Source organism: Streptomyces sp. NPDC127190, assembly GCF_042672505.1.
Lineage (GTDB): Bacteria > Actinomycetota > Actinomycetes > Streptomycetales > Streptomycetaceae > Streptomyces.
In genome coordinates this window covers 16,674-34,991 of record NZ_JBHXVE010000007.1, presented here as the reverse complement: position 1 = coordinate 34,991, position 18,318 = coordinate 16,674, and the positions used below count along the sequence as shown (strand labels likewise).

The 18,318-nt window shown below is 72.9% G+C and carries 16 protein-coding genes and 1 riboswitch; of the genes, 7 read left to right on the top strand and 9 right to left on the bottom strand.

Annotated features, from left to right (window positions below; all coding sequences use genetic code 11):
* Positions 1-15 precede the first annotated feature (15 nt).
* From ACFVIU_RS13480 to ACFVIU_RS13470, 3 genes are all read right to left on the bottom strand, one after another.
* Entirely contained in the window at positions 16-201 is a 186-nt protein-coding gene (locus ACFVIU_RS13480) for a hypothetical protein (RefSeq protein WP_385842513.1), read from the bottom strand.
* A gap of 126 nt (positions 202-327) precedes the next feature.
* Entirely contained in the window at positions 328-1,023 is a 696-nt protein-coding gene (locus ACFVIU_RS13475; RefSeq protein WP_385842511.1) for a L,D-transpeptidase family protein, read from the bottom strand.
* A gap of 141 nt (positions 1,024-1,164) precedes the next feature.
* On the bottom strand, positions 1,165-2,559 hold the full coding sequence (locus tag ACFVIU_RS13470) for a PLP-dependent aminotransferase family protein (protein ID WP_385842510.1): 1,395 nt from the start codon (positions 2,557-2,559) through the stop codon (positions 1,165-1,167).
* A gap of 85 nt (positions 2,560-2,644) precedes the next feature.
* On the opposite strand from ACFVIU_RS13470, the gene ACFVIU_RS13465 reads away from it, so the two are divergent.
* A complete protein-coding gene (locus ACFVIU_RS13465; protein ID WP_385842509.1) occupies positions 2,645-4,033 on the top strand; it encodes a pyridoxal phosphate-dependent decarboxylase family protein in 1,389 nt (462 codons plus the stop codon).
* A gap of 101 nt (positions 4,034-4,134) precedes the next feature.
* Here the strand turns inward: ACFVIU_RS13465 and ACFVIU_RS13460 are convergent, their stop codons facing one another.
* Positions 4,135-4,764, bottom strand: coding sequence for an MBL fold metallo-hydrolase (locus ACFVIU_RS13460; protein WP_385842508.1), 630 nt, complete (start codon positions 4,762-4,764; stop codon positions 4,135-4,137).
* Positions 4,764-5,852, bottom strand: coding sequence for an S-(hydroxymethyl)mycothiol dehydrogenase (locus ACFVIU_RS13455; RefSeq protein ID WP_385842506.1), 1,089 nt, complete (start codon positions 5,850-5,852; stop codon positions 4,764-4,766). The genes ACFVIU_RS13460 and ACFVIU_RS13455 overlap by 1 nt, the downstream gene beginning before the upstream one ends.
* A gap of 236 nt (positions 5,853-6,088) precedes the next feature.
* Here ACFVIU_RS13455 and ACFVIU_RS13450 point away from each other — a divergent pair, with 236 nt between their 5' ends.
* Positions 6,089-6,865 carry an acyltransferase domain-containing protein gene (locus ACFVIU_RS13450; RefSeq protein ID WP_385842505.1) on the top strand — a complete coding sequence of 259 codons (777 nt, stop codon included), beginning with the start codon at positions 6,089-6,091 and terminating at the stop codon, positions 6,863-6,865.
* Positions 6,866-6,909: 44 nt separating this feature from the next.
* Here ACFVIU_RS13450 and ACFVIU_RS13445 read toward each other — a convergent pair whose 3' ends face one another.
* The gene (locus tag ACFVIU_RS13445) at positions 6,910-7,203 is read right to left on the bottom strand and encodes a hypothetical protein (protein WP_385842503.1); all 294 of its coding nucleotides are present in this window, start codon (positions 7,201-7,203) and stop codon (positions 6,910-6,912) included.
* A gap of 172 nt (positions 7,204-7,375) precedes the next feature.
* Here ACFVIU_RS13445 and ACFVIU_RS13440 point away from each other — a divergent pair, with 172 nt between their 5' ends.
* Positions 7,376-7,747, top strand: coding sequence for a nuclear transport factor 2 family protein (locus ACFVIU_RS13440; protein ID WP_385842502.1), 372 nt, complete (start codon positions 7,376-7,378; stop codon positions 7,745-7,747).
* A 199-nt stretch (positions 7,748-7,946) separates the two neighbouring features.
* A riboswitch (ZMP/ZTP riboswitch) is annotated at positions 7,947-8,030 on the top strand.
* A gap of 24 nt (positions 8,031-8,054) precedes the next feature.
* Complete coding sequence (locus ACFVIU_RS13435; RefSeq protein WP_385842501.1) at positions 8,055-8,903, top strand: bifunctional 5,10-methylenetetrahydrofolate dehydrogenase/5,10-methenyltetrahydrofolate cyclohydrolase; 849 nt, start codon at positions 8,055-8,057, stop codon at positions 8,901-8,903.
* 27 nt (positions 8,904-8,930) lie between these two features.
* On the opposite strand, the gene ACFVIU_RS13430 is transcribed toward ACFVIU_RS13435, so the two are convergent.
* Positions 8,931-10,868, bottom strand: coding sequence for a ricin-type beta-trefoil lectin domain protein (locus ACFVIU_RS13430; protein ID WP_385842500.1), 1,938 nt, complete (start codon positions 10,866-10,868; stop codon positions 8,931-8,933).
* A 205-nt stretch (positions 10,869-11,073) separates the two neighbouring features.
* Here ACFVIU_RS13430 and ACFVIU_RS13425 point away from each other — a divergent pair, with 205 nt between their 5' ends.
* Positions 11,074-12,306, top strand: coding sequence for a glycosyltransferase (locus tag ACFVIU_RS13425; RefSeq protein ID WP_385842788.1), 1,233 nt, complete (start codon positions 11,074-11,076; stop codon positions 12,304-12,306).
* 286 nt (positions 12,307-12,592) lie between these two features.
* Here the strand turns inward: ACFVIU_RS13425 and ACFVIU_RS13420 are convergent, their stop codons facing one another.
* The gene (locus ACFVIU_RS13420; RefSeq protein ID WP_385842499.1) at positions 12,593-13,618 is read right to left on the bottom strand and encodes an alcohol dehydrogenase; all 1,026 of its coding nucleotides are present in this window, start codon (positions 13,616-13,618) and stop codon (positions 12,593-12,595) included.
* A 209-nt stretch (positions 13,619-13,827) separates the two neighbouring features.
* Here ACFVIU_RS13420 and ACFVIU_RS13415 point away from each other — a divergent pair, with 209 nt between their 5' ends.
* Entirely contained in the window at positions 13,828-15,084 is a 1,257-nt protein-coding gene (locus ACFVIU_RS13415) for a YncE family protein (RefSeq protein ID WP_385842498.1), read from the top strand.
* Positions 15,085-15,185: 101 nt separating this feature from the next.
* Here the strand turns inward: ACFVIU_RS13415 and ACFVIU_RS13410 are convergent, their stop codons facing one another.
* On the bottom strand, positions 15,186-17,039 hold the full coding sequence (locus ACFVIU_RS13410) for a cellulase family glycosylhydrolase (protein ID WP_385842497.1): 1,854 nt from the start codon (positions 17,037-17,039) through the stop codon (positions 15,186-15,188).
* A 151-nt stretch (positions 17,040-17,190) separates the two neighbouring features.
* Here ACFVIU_RS13410 and ACFVIU_RS13405 point away from each other — a divergent pair, with 151 nt between their 5' ends.
* Complete coding sequence (locus ACFVIU_RS13405) at positions 17,191-18,297, top strand: XdhC family protein (protein ID WP_385842495.1); 1,107 nt, start codon at positions 17,191-17,193, stop codon at positions 18,295-18,297.
* The last annotated feature ends 21 nt before the right edge of the window (positions 18,298-18,318 follow it).

The following is an 18,318-nucleotide window of genomic DNA, read 5'->3' as shown; positions in this document are numbered from 1 at the left end:
TGCTCGCCGAATCGATCAGGCGGCACGCTGCGGTCGGGGGGCCGCGGCGGCCCACTCCATCACGAGGCGCTGGTACTCCGCGCGCTGCTCGCTCGTCAGTGTCCCGCCCGCCCGGCACCACAGGGCCCGGATCTCCTCGTTGACCTCCGCGGCCGATCGCTCGGAGACGGCTTCAACAGTGGTGGACATGCTGTGAAGCATATGCCGATCAACGTGAAGGCGCTGTGAGTAACTGCACTCGATACGGACATTTCAGACCGTGTTGCTCATCACGTCGATGTGTCAAGCCACGAAGGGGAGTTCACACCGGACCCTCACCCGCCGTCCTCAGGTGCCCGGCTTGCGGCCGTACACGAAGACGTCGTCCCCCTTCCTCAGCAGCGACCAGTACTTCTTGGCGTCCGTCCTGGTCATGTTGACGCAGCCGTGCGAGCCGGGCGGGTTCCACATGCTGAGACCGACCGAGTGGAAGGCCTGGCCGCCGTCGAAGAACTGGCTGTAGGGCATGGGCACGTTGTAGACGGTCGAGACGTGGTCGATGTCACGCCAGTAGATCTTCTTCAGCCCGGTGCGGGTGGTGAAGCCCTTGCGGCCGGTGCGCACGGGCACCGGGCCGTAGACGAGCTTCTTCCCGTCCTGGATCCAGCTCAGCTGGAGGGTGAGGTTCACACAGGCGATCCGGCCCTTGTTCACCGGGCACGCGCCGTCCTTGTTCGGGTTCTTCCCCACGGCCTTCTGCTTGGTCATGAGGTCCATCACGCCCCAGGTCACCGGCCCGGCGTAGCCGATGGCGGGGCTGATGCCGTGCCGGTTCTGGAAGGCCCGGATCGCCGTGCAGTCGGCGGCGGACTGCTTGCCGTCGACCGGCCTCCCGAGGAACTTCTCCACCTGCTTCTGGTACGGCCCGCTCCGCGTCGTACAGCTCGCCGCCTGGGCCGGCGCGGCCGTCAGCGCGAGAGTGAGCGGCGCCACCAGCCCGGTGACGCCCAGCGCGACGACGCCTCGTCTGCGTATGTCCCCCATCACGGTCCCCTCGTCTCCCCTTTGCCCGGAGTCTCCCCCGGGTGCTCCTTTGCGCACTTCCCACGGTCTCGCCCTACTAGACCTGCTTCGCCCCGCCAGGGTTGTGGTTCCGGCCGGCCTGTGACGAAACGGTGAACTTCGTCACTGCCCGGCCGGTCCCTCCCAGCACTCCCGCAACACCCGCACCGCCCGTTCCATGGCCTCCGCTGTCGCCGTGAACGGAAGGCGGACATGGCGGGCCAGGGTGGTGCGGTCGGCGGCGAAGTGCGGGCCCGGGGGCAGTGCGACGCCCCGGGCGGCGGCCCGGGCCACCAGCTCGGTGGCGCGCGGCCCCTCGCCCAGGTGCAGCCAGAGGGTGAGACCGCCGTCCGGCACGGTGTAGGTCCATCCGGTGCCGGCGAGCAGCCCGGCGAGATGGTCGCGCTGGGCGCGCAGCCGGGCCCGCCGGTCGGCGAGCAGGCCGGCGAGGGGGTCGCCGAGGAGTTCCGCGGCGATGAGCTGTTCCAGGGGCGGTGGCGCGAGCTGGGCCTGGAGCGGGTGCTGCCGCAGGTGCCGTACGAGGTCGGCGGTGGCCCGGATCCAGCCGACGCGCAGGCCGCTCCACAGGGTCTTGCTGGCCGAGCCGAGCTGGATCACCCGCGCCCCGGCGAGATGCGGTTCGGTGCCGGGCGGTGTCCTCAGGTCCAGGTCGCGCAGGGTCTCGTCGGCGAGGACGGTCAGCCCCTCCCGCTCGGCGAGCGCGGCGATCGCCCGGCGGTCCGGCCCGGACATGTGGGCGCCGGTCGGATTGTGGAAGTCGGGGACCAGATAGGCGAGCCGGGGGCGGTGCCGGCGTACGGCGGCGGTGAGGTGTCCGGTGTCCCAGCCGGCCGCGGAGACCGGCACGGGCAGCAGGCGGGCGCGGCGGGCGCGCAGCAGGGCGAGGGCGCCGGGGTAGGCGGGGTTCTCCACCACGACGGGCGCCCTGCGGTCGGTGTGCAGCTGGTCCAGGAGGAGGGTGAGGGCCGCCTGGGCGCCGGAGGTGACGAGGATCTGCTCGGGGCGGGTGGCGAGGCCGGCGCGGGTGTAGCGGTCGGCGAGCAGTTCGCGCAGCCGGGGCAGGCCCGCGGTGGCGACGCCGGAGTCGACCAGCAGGGGCGCGCTGCGGGCCGCGGCGCGGGCGAGCGCGGCGAGGTAGGCCTCGTGGGGTGCGGCGGTGACGGCGAGGGTGAGGTCGAGTCCGGCGTCCGGGGCGCCGCCCCGGTCCAGGGACCAGGGCGTGGTGCGTTCGGTGAGGCGGGCGGGCAGCCGTACGGCGCTGCCGCTGCCGTGCCGGGTGTGCAGCCAGCCGTCGTCGCGCAGCAGGGTGAGCGCGGTGACCACGGTGCCGCGGCTGACGCCCAGGGTGCGGGCCAGCTCCCGCTCGGAGGGCAGCCGGGTGCCGGCCGGGAGCCGGCCGTCGATCACGGCCTCGTGTACGGCTGCGGCCAGGGCGCGGGCGAGCGGGGCGGGGCGGGCGCGCCAGTCGCCGAGCGCGGCGACGAATCCAGTGTCCACCGCGTCATTGTGTCCCAGCGCACTGGTCCAGTTTCCGCGAAGTGGACCGGTCTTCGGGCCTGTTCCGCGGTCTACGCTGCGCCGCATGCACCGCAACCTCGCCGGCGATCTCTCCCGGCTTCCCGAACTCCTCCAGTCCGCCCGTGACTTCGCCGCCCAGGAGGCGGTGGGGCTCGCTGCCCGGCCGGTCGTGGCGGCCGGCCCGCCGCCCGCGCGCGCATCCCTCCCGGACGAGGGGGCGGGAGGCCAGGCCGCACTGGCCCGGTTCGCCGAGCGGTGGGCGCCCGGCTTCTCCGGTTCGGCGGGGCCCCGCTATCTGGGCTTCGTCACCGGGGGCGCGACCCCCGCCTCGGTCGCGGGCGACTGGCTGACCTCCGCGTTCGACCAGAACCTGTCGGGGGCCGGGGGTTCCTGGGCGGGTGAGCTGGAGCGGGAGACCGTGGCGTGGCTGCGGGAGCTGTTCGGGCTGAGCGAGGCGCACAGCGGGGCGTTCGTCACGGGCGCGACCGCGTCCAACACGGTCGGGCTGGCGATCGGCCGGGAGTGGCTCGGCGAGCAGCTGGGCGTGGACGTCTCCCGGGCCGGTGCGGCCGCGCTGGGCCCGGTCGACGTCCTCTCCGGCAGCCCGCACTCCAGCGTCACCAAGGCGATGTCGGTGCTGGGCATCGGCCGGGACCGGCTGCGCCCGGTGCCGCTGCTGCCGGGCAACCGGGAGGCGGTCGACGTGGCCGCACTGGAGGCGGCGCTCGCCGAGCTGGACGGCCGGCCGGCGATCGTGGTCGCGAACGCGGGCACGGTGAACAGCGTCGACTTCGACGATCTGCGGGCGATCGCGGCGCTGAAGGAACGGCACCGCTTCTGGCTGCACGTGGACGCGGCGTTCGGTGCCTTCGCCGCCCTGTCCCCCGCGTACGCCGCGCTGGTCGACGGGCTCGACGCGGCCGACTCGGTCTGTGTGGACCTGCACAAGTGGCTCAACGTCCCCTATGACGCGGCCGTGCAGTTCACCCGGCGCCGGGATCTCCAGGTGGCGGTGTTCCACAACGCCTCGCCGTACCTCGGGCTGCCCGTCGGCGAGCCGGACTTCCTGCATCTCACCCCGGAGAACTCCCGCCGGCTGCGGGCCCTGCCCGCCTGGTTCTCGCTGGTGGCCTACGGGCGCGCCGGCCACCGGGAGATCGTGGAGCGGAACGTGTCCCTGGCCCGCCGGCTGGGCGCGGGCGTCGACGCGCTGCCGGGGCTGCGGCTGCTGGCGCCGGTGCGGCTCAACGTCGTCTGCTTCACCCTGGCCGAGGACCCCACCGAGAAGCGGGTGGCGGAGCTGGCGCGGGCGGTCGCCGCGACCGGGGAGGCGTTTCTGACGCCGACGGTGTACAGCGGGGTGCCGGGGCTGCGGGCCGCGTTCAGCAACTGGCGGACCACCGAGGCCGACACCCAGCGGGTACTGGACGCGCTGGGGGCGGCCTCGGGGTGAGGGTTCAGGGGTGGTGGCCGACCCGATGAGCCGACGGTACGGCCCGGAACCGCTGTCCGGCGGTGTCCGGGCGCGCGCCTGGCAGGCCGGACGGCGTGGTGTCAGTGGCCGCGTGCGATCCATTCCTCCAGGTGGGGGGCTTCGGCGCCGATGGTGGTGGAGTCGCCGTGGCCGGTGAGGACCTTGGTCTCGGGCGGCAGGGTGAGGAGCCGGTCGCGGATCGAGTCGATGATGGTCGGGAAGTGGGAGTAGGAGCGTCCGGTGGCGCCGGGGCCGCCCTGGAAGAGGGTGTCGCCGGTGAAGACGACGCCGAGGCCGGGGTCGTGCAGGCAGACCGCGCCGGGGGCGTGTCCGGGGGTGTGCAGGACCGTCAGGTCGGCGCCGGCGGCCTCGAAGACCTGGCCGTCGAGGAGATGCCGGTCGGGCTCGCGGTCGGGGTGGGTCATCCGCCACAGCGGCAGATCGTCGGGGTGCAGCCAGATGAGCGCGCCGGTGCGGTCGGCGAGTTCCGGGGCGGCGTCGACGTGGTCGTTGTGGGCGTGGGTGCACAGGATCGCGGTGAGCCGGCGGGCGCCGACCGCGCGGGCGATGGCCTCCGCGTCATGGGCGGCGTCGATGACGACGACCTCGTGGTCGTCGCCGACGAGCCAGACGTTGTTCTCGACGTCCCAGGTGCCGCCATCGAGGATGAACTGGCCCTTGGTGACGAGGCGTTCGACGCGGGCGGCCATCACAGCACCACCACCGAGCGCAGCACGTCGCCGTGGTGCATCCGCTCGAAGGCCTGCTCCACCTCGTCCAGCCGGATGGTCTCGGTGACGAACGCGTCGAGCGGCAGCCGGCCCTGGAGGTGCAGGTCGATCAGCATGGGGAAGTCGCGGGAGGGCAGGCAGTCGCCGTACCAGGAGGACTTCAGCGCGCCGCCGCGGCCGAAGACGTCGAGGAGGGGCAGTTCGAGCTTCATCTCGGGGGTGGGGACGCCGACCAGGACGACGGTGCCGGCCAGGTCGCGGGCGTAGAAGGCCTGCTGGTAGGTCTCGGGCCGGCCGACGGCCTCGATGACGACGTCGGCTCCGAAGCCGCCGGTCAGCTCGCGGATCGCGGCGACCGCGTCGGTCTCCTTGGAGTTGACGGTGTGGGTGGCGCCGAGGCTGCGGGCCTTGTCCAGCTTGCGGTCGTCGATGTCCACGGCGATGATCTTCGCCGCTCCGGCGAGGTGCGACCCGGCGACGGCCGCGGAGCCGACGCCCCCACAGCCGATGACGGCGACCGAGTCGCCGCGGCCGACGTTGCCGGTGTTGATCGCGGCGCCGATGCCGGCCATCACCCCGCAGCCGAGGAGTCCGGCGACGGCCGGGGAGACCGCCGGGTCGACCTTGGTGCACTGTCCGGCGGCCACCAGGGTCTTCTCGGCGAACGCGCCGATGCCGAGGGCCGGGGAGAGTTCCCGGCCGGTGTCGGCGAGGGTCATCTTCTGCCGGGCGTTGTGGGTGTTGAAGCAGTACCAGGGGCGGCCGCGCAGACAGGCCCGGCACTGACCGCACACGGCACGCCAGTTGAGGATGACGAAGTCGCCCGGGGCCACGTCGGTGACGCCCTCGCCGACCGACTCCACGACGCCGGCGGCCTCATGGCCGAGGAGGAAGGGGAAGTCGTCCGAGATGCCGCCCTGCTTGTAGTGCAGGTCGGTGTGGCAGACACCGCAGGCCTGCACGCGTACGACGGCCTCGCCGGGCCCGGGGTCCGGCACCACGATCGTCTCGATGCGCACCGGCTCGCCCTTCCCCGGTGCGATCACGCCGCGTACTTGCTGCGCCATGGGCCTGGTCCCTTCCTTCGGTGTGGCTTCGCGCTGCCGACCCTACGCGGGACCGGTGGGCGGTGGCACGGGCCACGGCGGTGATCGTGGATCTTTCCGGCCGCAGGAACACCGGGCAACGACCCCACGATGAAAGAATTTGACCGAATAAGGCCATTCTATGATGACAATCTTTTTGCAGGGTGCGGGAATCTGCCTGGTGTGTCCCCGCGGCCCGGCCGTGCCTCAATGGGGGCATGCTCCCTGACGGCCGCCCTGGACGTACCGCCTTCCTGTTCTCGGCCGGCGCCTCCCCGCGGCCCGGGGCGGGACGTGAACTGCACGCCGCCTTCCCGGAGTTCGCCACGGCCCTGGACGACATCTGCGCGCGCCTGGATCCGTATCTCGAACTCCCCCTGAAATCCGTGATGTTCGCGGCCGACGGCACCCGGACGGCGGCGCTGCTGGACCGGGTCTCGTACAGCGGTCCGGCGGTCTTCGCGCTCCAGACGGCGCAGTACCGGCTGCTGCGCGGCTGGGGGGTCCGGCCGGACGTGGTGTTCGGCCACGCGGCCGGGCGGATGGCCGCCGCGTACGCCGCCGGGGTGTTCACGCTGGCGGACGCCTGTCACGCGGTCGGCACCCTGGCCCGGCTGCTGGACGGCCGCCCCGGCCCGGCGCCGCACTCCGGCCGTACCGCCGGGATCCTCGGCGCCTACGGCCGTACGCTCGCCACCCTCCGGCCCCGCCCGCCACGGGTCCCGCTGATCTCCGACCGCACCGGCCGCCCGGTGGGCGTCGAGACGGCGGATCCGGAGTTCTGGCTGGCGGGCGCCCCGGCCCGGTGCGCGGAGGCGGCCGGCCTGCTGTACCGGGACGGGGTGCGGGTGTGGCTGGAACTGGGCGCGGAGGACGTCCTCGGCCGCGGGTTGCGCGGCTGCCTCCCCGAGGGTGGTGCCACGTCGTCCGTCCTCGCCCTGTGCCGGGACTGGCCGGCGCTGAGCGGCGGCTACGGAAGGGGACGACAGCACTGAGGGCCGCCCCGCTCGGGGACGGCCCTCGGCTGCGCTCCGGCGGTTCAGGCCTGCACGGCCGGCAGCAGGCCGGTCACCGGGGCGACGAGGTCGGTGACCTGGTGCAGCTCGCTCAGCCGGTTCAGCTCGCTGAGCTGGTTCAGCGGCCGCACCTGCTCGGAGACCCGGGGTACCTCGGCCTTGTGCTGCGCGGGGATGTCGCTGACGGTCAGCGAGTCGAGCACGGCCATGGGGTTGATCTGCCCGGAGTCCGGAGCCGCCTGGGCGAGCGGTGCGGCGAGGCCGGTGACCCCGGCGGCGAGACCGAGGGCGGCGACGATACGTCGTGTTGACATCATGCCCTCAGCAACGGCGGCGGGCCGCGCCCGGACACGGTCCGCCGGCCGCGCTCACCCGTGAGGCGGAGCACCGCGGCTGCGCTTGCCGGGGCCGCCGGGCCGGAGGAGTCTCATAGGTGGGGCCAGCGCGACCGGCTCCTCGCCGGGCCGCGGACGCCTGACGGAGGTCACCATGGGCACCACAACAGGATCCGCCTTCAACGCCGACACACTGCGCAAGGGCATCGAGGGCAACACCGGGAACACGCTGCTGGCGCTCTATGCGGACGATGCGAAGATCCGCATCGTCGACCGCGACCACCAGCCCAGCAACCCCACCGTCCTGCAAGGCCGGAACCAGATCGCCGAGCTGCTGAACGACGTCTACAGCCGCGACATGACGCACAAGCTGGAGCAGTGTGTCGTCCAGGGCGACCACGCCGCCTTCAGCGAGTCCTGCGAGTACGCCGACGGCACCCGTGTCATCGCCGAGTCGATGATCACGCTGCGCGACGGCAAGATCGCCGATCAGCTGCTGATCCAGGCCTGGGATGCGGAGGGCTAGGCACGCCCCCGGCCGGACGGGCTGCGGAAGGAGGACCGCGAGGGTCCAGGTCACCTCCCGGCTGACCTGGACCTTCTCGGCACGGGCGGCGGTGGGCCAGACCCGCTGGACCGCTCTGCTCCGGTCGGTGCTGCGGGCGGCGGACCGTTGCGCACGGAACCGCGAGGCCGGGGGCCGTACGCGCCGTCGGTTACGCTGTCCCCCGGGCCGTGACTGGCGCTGAGGTGGAGCACCACCGGGGAGCGGCCCGTGACCGTGGATGCCGTGCGCCTGGGCGAGCAGATGCCGAACAGCTCAGGAGTGCCGCATGACCCAGGCCCGTCTCATGGACGGAACCGCCCTCGCCCGCCGCATCGTGGAGGACACCGCGAAGCGGGCCGCCGACCTCACCGCACGCACCGGTACCGCGCCCTGTCTGGCGACCGTGCTGGTCGGCGCGGACCCGGCGTCCGTGACCTACGTGCGGATGAAGCAGAACCGCTGCCGCAAGGCCGGCATACAGTCCCGGCACGTGGAGCTGCCCGCCGCCACGACGACCGCCGAACTCGTCGCGACCCTGCGGGAGTTGTCCGCCGACCCGCTCGTGCACGGCATCCTGCTCCAGCACCCGGTCGGCGCACACATCGACGAGCGGGCCGCCTTCGAGGCGATCGCGCCGGAGAAGGACGTCGACGGAGTCACCTTCGCCTCCTTCGCCACGATGAGCTTCGGTCTGCCGGGCTTCGTCTCCTGCACGCCGGGCGGCATCCTGCGGCTGCTGGACGAGTACGGCGTCGACCCGGCCGGCAAGCGGGCCGTGGTGGTGGGCCGCAGCGCGATCCTCGGCAAGCCGGTGGGCATGCTGCTGCTGGCCCGGGACGCGACCGTGACGTACTGCCACTCGCGGACGGCGGATCTGTCGGCGGCGGTCCGGGAGGCGGACATCGTCGTCGCCGCGGTGGGACGGCCGCGGCTGATCCGCGGCCAGGACATCAAGCCCGGGGCGGTGGTGATCGACGCCGGATACAACCCCGGGAACGTCGGTGACGTCGACTTCGACTCGGCCGTGGAGCGGGCCTCGCTGATCACTCCGGTGCCGGGCGGCGTGGGTCCGATGACGATCGCCACGCTGCTGGAGCAGACCGTGACGGCCGCCGCCCGGCAGCTCGGAGTCTGAGGGAGCGGTCCCCCGGGTCAGGTCAGTTCAGGTCAGGGACCACTTCTGGTTGTCCCCGCCGTTGCAGCTCCACAGCACGAGCGAGGTGCCGTCGGCGGTGCCCGCGCCATAGGCGTCCAGGCACAGTCCCGCGTGGACGTTGGTGAAGGTGCCGTCGGAGCCCCGGGTCCACTGCTGGTTGTCCTGGCCGTTGCAGTCCCAGATCACCACCTTGGTGCCGTTGGCGGTGCCGCGGTTGTAGGCGTCGAGGCACTTGTCGCCGTAGACGACGAGTTCCTTGCGGGCGGTGTACGTCCAGGCCTGGTTGGCGCCGCCGTTGCAGCCCCACAGTTCGGCCTGGGTGCCGTTGGTGAGGGTGTTGTCGTAGACGTCGGCGCAGCGGCCGGACTGCTTTCCGGTCAGCAGGGTGCCGTAGGTGCCGGGCAGCGGGCGGACGGTGAGGGTGCCGAGGGCGGGACCGCCGGTGAACACGAGGGAGTTGGCGCCGCCCTTGGTCAGGTGCACCTGCACCGAGACCGTGCCCGGCGTGGCGCCGGTGGGCGGGAAGGACACCGTCGTCGGGGTCTGGCCGTTCACCTGGAGGGTGCCGGTCACGGCCGTGGCGGCGGTGTTGGTGTAGGCGATGTCGACCAGGTGCACGCCGGTGCTCGCGGCGCCCACGCCGGTGTACCGGCCTGCGGAAGCGGCGCTGTAGTCGGCGCTCGCCGCCTCCGTGCCGGTCACCTTGAGCAGCACCGAGCCGCCCGCCGGGACGCTGGTGGTGTAACTCGTGGCGTAGGAGCCGGTGTTCTGCCGGGCCCACAGGTCGCGCACGGCCGCCGTGGCGCCGGTCAGGCCGAGGTCGGACCAGCGCACGGTGATGTCGTGCGCGGCGGAGGTGCGGTTGAGCAGGACGACGGCGCGGTTGCCGGTGCCGGCGAGGACCTTGCCGTAGACCTGGAGGCCGGTGGTGTCCTCGGCGACCTTGACACCCTGGAGGCCGCGCGGGTCCTGGTCGACGGCGACGACCTCCGGGTTCTTCAGGATGTCCGCCGTCTCGCCGGACATGGTGGCGAGGTCGTTGCCGGCCAGCAGCGGGGCGCCGGAGATCGCCCACAGGGCCATGTGGGTGCGGTTCTGGGCGGCGGTGAGGCCGGGCATGCCGACCATCAGCATGTCCGGGTCGTTGTAGTACCCGGTGTGCTGGGCGGCCGGGTGCAGGGCCTGGTCGAAGTTGGACAGCATGTTCGTCTGCGACGGCGTGTTGCCGTAGTAGACGATGTCGGTGCTGGTGCGCCACATGGGGGCGAGGCCGGGGGCCCAGTTCCACGGGTTCTTCTTGCCCCAGTTGCAGACCGAGAGGGTGAGCGGGCGGCCGGTGGCGGCGGCCGCCTTGGCGACGGCGGAGCTGATCGCCTTGTACGTCGTCGCCGGGTCCAGCCCCTCGACGTCGCCGCCGCACCAGTCGACCTTGACGAAGTCGAAGCCCCACTTCGAGAACTGGAGCATGTCCTGGTCGTAGTGGCCCTCGCTGCCGGTGTTCGGGGCGGCGGGGCGGCCGGTCGGGTAGTAGTAGCCGCAGCCGTTCTTGCCGGCGTCGGTGTAGATGCCGGCCTTCAGGCCCTTGCTGTGGATGTAGTCGGCGATGGCGCTCATGCCGCCCGGCCACTCGGCGGTGTCGACCGTGATGGAGCCGTCGGCGGCCCGGGCGCCCTGCCACCAGCCCTCGTCGATGTTGACGTAGCGGTAGCCGGCGGCGGGGAGGCCGGCCGCGACGAAGGCGTCGGTCTGCTGCTTGATGACGTTGTAGTCGATCTTGGAGGCGAAGCTGTTCCAGGAGGCCCAGCCCATGGGGGCGGTGGGCACCGGGATCTGACGGTCCGTCGCCGCCTGCGCCGGGCCGGGCTGGGCGAAGAGCAGGGCGGCCACCGCCGTCAGCGCGAGGACGAGTGCGCGCACGGCGACGGGTCGGGGCGGGCGGTACATCGGTGCCTCCGTGTGCGGGACGGACTCAACACTGACCGGGATTTCGAACGGATATCGACTCATCGAACAAACTCCGCGCCGACGGTAGAGCCGGCCGAGGGGGAAGTCAACGGCTGCGACAGGGGTGAAGTCGGCCTGATTCGCGGGTTGTTCGGGGCGCTGCGGGAGCACCGGCGCCATACTGGTGGCCGTGCGTGTTGCGATCATGACGGCGGGTTCCCGGGGTGACGTCGCCCCCTACACCGGGCTGGGGCACCGGCTCGCCCTGGCCGGCCACGAGGTCACCCTGGTCACCCACGGCCGTTTCGCGCCGCTCGTCGCGGGGTCCGGCGTACGGTTCCACCCGCTGCCGGTGGATCCGCGGGCGGAGCTGGAGTCGCCTCAGGGGCGGGGCCTGCACCGCAGCGCGAGCGGGGCCGGCAAGCTGGTCCGGATCGTGGAGATGGCGCGGCGGCTGGTCGGTCGGATGACGGACGATCTGCTGGCCGCGGCCCGGGAGAGCGACGCCCTGCTGCTGTCGGCGTCGCTCGCCCCGCTGGGGCACACCATCGCCGAGGGGCTCCGACTGCCCAGCATGGGCGTCTATCTCCAACCCCTCGCCGCCACCCGGGAGTTCGCTCCCCCGGTGCTCGGTCACGGCAACTGGGGGGCGGCGGTCAACCGGGTCGCCGGGCACGGGGTGGGCCTCGCCGTGGAGCGCATCTTCGCGGCCGCCGTGCCCGAGGTGCGGGCCCGGCTGGGCCTGCCCGCGCTGCGCCCCGGTGCCGCGCGCCGCGCCCGGGAGCGGCGGCACTGGCCGGTGCAGCACGGTTTCAGTCCGTCGGTGGTCCCGCGGCCCCGCGACTGGCGGCCCGGACTCGAGGTCAGCGGCTACTGGTGGCCGTACGACACCCCGGACAGCCGACTCCCGCAGCAGCTCGAGGAGTTCCTCGACGCCGGGCCGCCACCGGTGTTCGTCGGGCTGGGCAGTGCCACCGTGCCCAACGCCGGCCGGCTCAGCGCCCGGGTGGTCGCGGCGCTGCGGCGGGCCGGGCTGCGCGGGGTGATCCAGCGCGGCTGGGCCGGGCTCGCCGCCGACGGCGACGACATGCTCTGCATCGGCGACGTACCGCACTCCCTGCTGTTCCCCCGGATGGCCGCCGTGGTGCATCACGCGGGGGCGGGCACGACGGCCGCGGGCCTGCGCGCCGGGGTGCCGGCCGTGCCGGTGCCGGTGCAGTTCGACGCCGGTTTCTGGTCCGCGCGGCTGGTCGCCCTCGGCGTCGCACCGGACGCCGTACCGCTGCGCTGCCTCACGGCGGACACCCTCGCCACAGCCCTGGCCCGGGCCACCCGCGAACCGCGACACCGCGACCGCGCCCGAACCCTGGCCACCCGCATCCGCGCCGAGGACGGCGCCACGGCGGTCCTGGCGGCGGTGAACCGCCTGGCCGCCTGAAACCGCCCACGGCCGCCGACGCCCGCGCCTCCGGCGTGGCCGACCAGATCAGCCAGGGGCGACCGCCATGCCGCCGGATACTGGCCCGCGCGGCAGCGGAAGGACGGCGGCACGGGCGGCAGCGGACCCACTGGGCAACTAGGCCGCACGCCATCGGCCAGTAAGGCCGCCGACGTCCCCGCCTGCCGGCCCCGCCGACCAGGTCAGCCGCACCCGCTCGCCGATGGCCCCCATCCCTGGCGTCGCCGACCAGGTCAGCCAGAGGGGACCGCGCTCTACGGCCCGGTCAGGCCGGGGTGAGGACCATGCGGAAGCGGGCGGCGCCGGCGAGCATCTTCTGGTAGGCCTCGGCCACCGCGTCCAGCGGCAGGGGCTCGGTCATCGGGCGGATGCCGTGCAGGGCGCTGAAGGCCATGGTGTCCTCGACGTCCTGCGCGGTGCCGGACGCGTGACCGCGCAGCGTCCGGCCCGCCATGATCAGCTGGACCGGGCTCACGCCCAGCGGTTCCGTGTCCGCGCCGATGACCACCAGCTGCCCGCGCGGGGCGAGCCCGTCCACGGTGGCGGAGATGGCCTCGGAGCTGCCGGCGGTGGCGAGCACGACCTCGGCGCCGCCGAGCGACTGAAGCGCCTCGGCGACCGGGGTCCCGGAGGTGCTGTCGACATAGTGGTGGGCGCCGAGCTGCTTGGCGAAGTCGCCCTTCTCGGGGCCCCGGGCGATGGCGACGGTCTCGAAGCCCATCGCGGCCGCGTACTGCACCGCGAGATGGCCGAGGCCGCCCAGACCCAGTACGGCGACCAGGTCGCCGGGCCGGGCGGGGCTGAGCCGCAGCCCGTTGTACACGGTGACACCGGCGCAGGCCATGGGGCCCGCGTCGACCGCGGACAGCGCGTCGGGGATCCGGGTCAGCGCGTCGAGGGGCGCGACCACCTGCTCGGCGAAGCCACCGTCGTAGGCCCAGCCGGGCACTTTCAGGTTCGCGCACATCACGAAGTCGCCGCGCCGGCAGGACCGGCAGTGGCCGCACGCGCCGCCGAACCAGCCGACCGCCACCCGGTCGCCGGCCTGCCACCCTCGGCCCTCGGCGCCCTCGCCCAGCTCCTCGATCCGCCCGGCGATCTCGTGCCCGGGCACCGCCGGAAAGGTGACGCCAGGTAGCCCGGCGTTCACGAAGAACGCGTCGCTGTGGCAGATCCCGCACGCCTCCACGCGGATCCGCACCTCTCCCGGCCCCGGCCGGGGTATGTCCCGTTCCACCAGCTCGAACGGACCGCCCGCCGTCGCCACCTGCGCGACTCGATAGACGCTCATCTCGTGTCTCCCGGAGAAGCGGAAAAGTGGGCCCCAGAACCAGCAGACCAGCTCCGGGCCGCTCCCGCGCGCCGAACGACCGCCGCACCCCGGGAGCAGCGGTCGTGCACACGTCTTGTCGAGAGGCCCCCTCCTTCCTTACTTTTCAGTAAGTTCGCTGTGAAAGCACGTGCGTTCAGCTCCCCTCCCCGAGGAAAGAGAGAGCAGTCATGCCTGCCCCCAGAACCAGGCACCTGTGCTCCATGGCCGCCGCCCTCGTCCTGACGGTCGCCGCTCCGGCGACCGCCGCCTCCGCCGCCGCGTCGGACCCGTCCGGCGGCCTGCGCGAGGTGCTGTTCGTCGGCAACAACTGGGACGGCACCGCCGATGTCGTCGCCTCCTCCGGCGGCTTCGCGAAGATCGGCCGGATCGATGTCGTACCGGACAAGGACCAGCGGCTGGCGGAGATCAAGGCCGACCCGATCAAGTGGATCTACTACACCTCCATCCGCGACCAGGTCGGCGAGGGCCACGACCAGTACGTGGACGACATGTACTCCACGCCGGACGGCAGGTCGGTGGTCGTCTCCCGGCCCAGCTTCGCCGACGTGGTCTCCATCGACCTGGCCACCGACACCGTCAACTGGCGTTTCCCGGTGGCCGGTTACCGCGCCGACCACATGGCCGTCTCCCCCGACGGCACCCGGGTCGCGGTCTCCGCCTCCACCGCGAACAAGGTGCAGGTGCTGGACATCCGTACGGGGAAGGAACTCGGGGAGTTCGGCACCGGCGACAAGCCGCACGAGAACTTCTTCACCGACGGCGGCAGGTACATCTGGAACATGTCCATCGGCGAGGTCACCACCTCGCTGGACGCCCCCGGCTGGGACTGGACCAAGGGCGACCGCCATATCACCGTGGTGGACGCGACGACGTACAAGCAGGTCAGAACCATCGACATGCGGCAGCGCCTGGACGCGGCCGGGCTGAAGGACTTCTCCGACGCGGTACGGCCGGCCGCCTTCAGTCCCGACTGGTCGAAGCTCTACTTCCAGGTGTCGTTCTTCAACGGCTTCCTCGAGTACGACGTCGCCACCGACAAGATCACCCGGGTGAAGACGCTGCCGGAGAACCCGGCGACCAGCACGGACCGCACCACCTGGCTGCTGGACTCGCGCCACCACGGCATCTCCATGAACCCGGAGGGCACCAAGCTGTGTGTCGCCGGGACGATGGACAACTACGCCACCGTGGTGGACCGGGCCTCCTTCGACGTCGGCCCGCTGATCACCGCGTCCACACCGTACTGGGCGACCGTGAGCGGCGACGGCCGGGACTGCGTCATCTCCGAGGCCGGTGCCGACCGGATCACGGCCATCGACTTCGCCACCGGCCAGAAGGTCCTCTCCGTGCCGGTCGGCGACCACCCGCAGCGCGTCCGGCTCGGCCATGTGCCGGCCGACTGGACCGGTCCGCAGGGGAGTTGAGGACCCCCTAGGACCCGCTGAGCACCGTACGGCCTCCGGGACGCCCCACTCGCCCGGAGGCCGTACGGTCCGTCCACCGGCCACGGCGACCGCGCCCCGGGTCAGAAGTGCGCCGCCGCCCACGCGTCCAGTTCGGTGCGGGCCGCGGTCAGCAGCTCCGCCGAGGGCGCGGTCGCCCCGTCGGTCACCAGCGCGTAGTGCAGCGTGCCGGAGTCCCGGTCGGTGAGCAGCAGCCGGCGGCTGCCGGTGCCGCCCGGTTCCGGGGCCACGCCGACCGGGGTGCCGGCGGTGTACGCGGGGGGTGCGTACACCGTGCCCAGGTCGGAGACGACGGTGGTGGAGGCGGTCGGGAAGGACGCCGGGAGGTGCAGTTCGGTGGGGGCGGTGCCGCTGCCGGACCGCCACACCAGCAGCCCGTACCGGCCGGAGCCCACGAGCCTCGCCACGTTCGGCAGGGTGGACGGCACCGGGTTCCAGGTGAGGGTGGCGGAGCCGTCGCGGGAGCGGTCCTCGTAGGTGAAGGCCAGGGCGGTGCCGGCGGTGGCGCTCGGGTAGAGGCGGTCGAGGAGCCGGGCGTCCTGGCGCAGGGTGGCGTTCCCGGAGTCGTCCAGTCGTACGGCGGAGAGGTCCTCGTCGTTCCAGGCGTCGCCGGAGGTGAGCACCTTGTCGGGGTTGCCGTTCATCGGCTCGTGGTGCCGGCCGCTGTAGAGGTCCCACTGCCACTGGGTGCCGGAGAGCACCGGCCCGGAGTGCGCCGGGTCCGACCACCAGTTCGCTCCGGGAAGGCGGGAGTCGAGCGCCTGGTACATGGCCTTGAGGACGGTGGGCGCCTTGTCGGAGACCGTGCCGGACAGCGGGTGCCCGAACTCGCTGACCAGGGCGGCGGTGCCGGCGGCCGTGGCGCGGTCGCGGATCGCGGTGAAGTCGGCGGCGTACTGGCCGTCGGCGGCCTTGCCCCACATCAGGACGCCGGAGATGGCCTTCTGGTCGTAGAAGTGGGTGTTGAGGACATAGCGCGGGCCGAGCGTGCCCGCGTCCAGCAGGCCGCCCTCCTGCTTCTGGGTGGAGATGTTGGCGTTCCAGAACAGGTTCGGCTCCACGAACGCGGGCTTGTCCTGCCAGCCGGCGGCGTCCATCCGGGCGCGGAACCGCACGTAGAACGGCCACAGCAGATCGCGTTCCCAGGTGCGCGAGGCCTGCCCCGAGTCGTAGGTGCCCGCGTAGGGCTCGTTGTACGGGTCGAACCCGACGACGCCCGCGAACTCGTCGTCGGTCAGATGCCCGCGCAGATACGCCATGGTGGTCTGGGCGGTGGCGAGGAAGGCGTCCTGGAGGCCGTACGCGTTGTGCCAGAAGTCGTGCTGCGCCTGCTGCACGGCGGCGTTCTGCGTGATGTTCTGGCCCCAGAAGAGACAGATCCCGCAGGATTCCTTCGGGTAGTTCCCCGCGTCGACCGCCCACCCGGGGGCACCGTCGCCGGTGTACCAGCTGCCCGGGCCGAACAGGTGGCGGGCGTACAGGTCCTGGTGGAAGTCGGGGTAGACGCGGATACCCGCGTCCAGGAAGGCGCGGATCTGCTCGGTGACGGCGGCCAGATAGGCGGTGTCGACCTGGCCGCGGGCGGGCTCGGCGTGCGCCCAGGAGAGCAGGAAGCGGACCGCGTTGCCGCCGCCGAGGGCACGCAGCGCGGTCGCGGACTTCCTGGCGTCGGCGGCCGAGGCGAAGGGCAGACCGCCGTTCTCCTCCAGTTTGGTCTCGCCGGAGACGTTGTAGCCGCGCAGGACGACCTCGCGGCCCTGGCCGTCGGTGAAACGGCCGTCGCTCACGGTCAGTCGAGTGCCGTCGAACCAGAGGGAGTCGGCGGGGGCGGCGGTGGCGGACCCGCTGCCCGTCACCGTCAGGAATCCACAGAGGATGACCAGTACAGCCAGTACACGCACCCGAATATTCGGCATGTCCACTACAGTCCGGTGCCCGCCCGGAGGCAGTCAATACTTTCTGACTCTCCAGTAAGTTGACCGGTCCCCCGCCCGCACCCGCCCGTCCGAGCGGCCGGCGGTGGTGCGCGGGACGATGGAGACCTGGCCCCGCGGGAAGGAGCCGAGCGTGCGTGAGATCCTGCCGACGCTGGAACGCTGGTACGCGGCCCGGCTCCCGTTCGGGCTCGCCACCGTCGTCGCGGTGAGCCGCAGCGCGCCACGCGGGCCCGGCGCCGCCATGGCGGTGGGCCCCGGCGACGAGGTCGTGGGCAGCGTGTCCGGCGGCTGTGTGGAGGGGGCGGTGTTCGAGCTGGCCCAGGAGGTCGTGGCGAGCGGCGCGGCCCGTCTGGCGACCTTCGGCTACAGCGACGAGGACGCCTTCGCGGTCGGGCTGACCTGCGGCGGCGAGATCACCGTGCTGGTACGGCCGGTGACCCCGGCCACGGACCGCGCGTTCGGCGCGGTCGCCGCGTCGGTGCGCACCGGCGAGCCGGTCACCCTGGCCACCGTGGTCGACGGTCCCGCCCCGCGCGGATCCACCCTCGCGGTGTGGCCGGACAGCGTGTACGGCACGCTCGGCACGCGCGGCCTCGATGTCGCCGTCACCGCCGACGCGCGCGGCGAGCTGGCCCTCGGCGCCTCGGTGCTGCGGCACTACGGGCCGCGCGGGGAGCGCCGCGAGGACGAGGTCACGCTCTTCCTCCAGTCCTTCGCGCCGCCGCCGCGCATGCTGGTGTTCGGCGCCATCGACTACGCGGCCGCGGTGGCGCGCCTCGGCGACTTCCTCGGCTACCGGGTCACCGTGTGCGACGCCCGTGCGGTCTTCGCCACGCCGAAGCGCTTCCCGCCGGGCACGGAGGTCGTCGTGGACTGGCCGCACCGCTATCTGCGGGCCACGGTCACCGACGAGCACACGGTGATCTGTGTGCTCACCCACGACCCCAAGTTCGATGTGCCGCTGCTCCTGGAGGCGCTGCGCCGGCCGGCCGCCTATGTCGGGGCGATGGGCAGCCGCCGTACCCACGCGGAGCGCTGGGAGCGGCTGGTCGCGGCGGGACTCGGCGAGGACGAGCTGTCCCGGCTGCGCTCGCCGCTCGGGCTGGACCTCGGCGCCCGGACGCCGGAGGAGGTGGCCGTGTCGGTCGCGGCGGAGATCGTCGCCCTGCGCTGGGGCGGCAGCGGGGCGCCGCTGACCGGGACCGCGGGGGCCATCCACCACCCCGCCCCGCCCTGAGCGCGAGGCGCGTGGCACGGC

Excerpts from the sequence above, each read along its gene's own strand:
- ACFVIU_RS13480 (WP_385842513.1), bottom strand. The coding sequence starts at position 201 with ATGCTTCACAGCATGTCCACCACTGTTGAAGCCGTCTCCGAGCGATCG.
- ACFVIU_RS13475 (WP_385842511.1), bottom strand. The coding sequence starts at position 1,023 with ATGGGGGACATACGCAGACGAGGCGTCGTCGCGCTGGGCGTCACCGGG.
- ACFVIU_RS13465 (WP_385842509.1), top strand. The coding sequence starts at position 2,645 with ATGCACCGCAACCTCGCCGGCGATCTCTCCCGGCTTCCCGAACTCCTC.
- ACFVIU_RS13460 (WP_385842508.1), bottom strand. The coding sequence starts at position 4,764 with ATGGCCGCCCGCGTCGAACGCCTCGTCACCAAGGGCCAGTTCATCCTC.
- ACFVIU_RS13455 (WP_385842506.1), bottom strand. The coding sequence starts at position 5,852 with ATGGCGCAGCAAGTACGCGGCGTGATCGCACCGGGGAAGGGCGAGCCG.
- ACFVIU_RS13450 (WP_385842505.1), top strand. The coding sequence starts at position 6,089 with ATGCTCCCTGACGGCCGCCCTGGACGTACCGCCTTCCTGTTCTCGGCC.
- ACFVIU_RS13445 (WP_385842503.1), bottom strand. The coding sequence starts at position 7,203 with ATGATGTCAACACGACGTATCGTCGCCGCCCTCGGTCTCGCCGCCGGG.
- ACFVIU_RS13440 (WP_385842502.1), top strand. The coding sequence starts at position 7,376 with ATGGGCACCACAACAGGATCCGCCTTCAACGCCGACACACTGCGCAAG.
- ACFVIU_RS13435 (WP_385842501.1), top strand. The coding sequence starts at position 8,055 with ATGACCCAGGCCCGTCTCATGGACGGAACCGCCCTCGCCCGCCGCATC.
- ACFVIU_RS13430 (WP_385842500.1), bottom strand. The coding sequence starts at position 10,868 with ATGTACCGCCCGCCCCGACCCGTCGCCGTGCGCGCACTCGTCCTCGCG.
- ACFVIU_RS13425 (WP_385842788.1), top strand. The coding sequence starts at position 11,074 with ATGACGGCGGGTTCCCGGGGTGACGTCGCCCCCTACACCGGGCTGGGG.
- ACFVIU_RS13420 (WP_385842499.1), bottom strand. The coding sequence starts at position 13,618 with ATGAGCGTCTATCGAGTCGCGCAGGTGGCGACGGCGGGCGGTCCGTTC.
- ACFVIU_RS13415 (WP_385842498.1), top strand. The coding sequence starts at position 13,828 with ATGCCTGCCCCCAGAACCAGGCACCTGTGCTCCATGGCCGCCGCCCTC.
- ACFVIU_RS13410 (WP_385842497.1), bottom strand. The coding sequence starts at position 17,039 with ATGCCGAATATTCGGGTGCGTGTACTGGCTGTACTGGTCATCCTCTGT.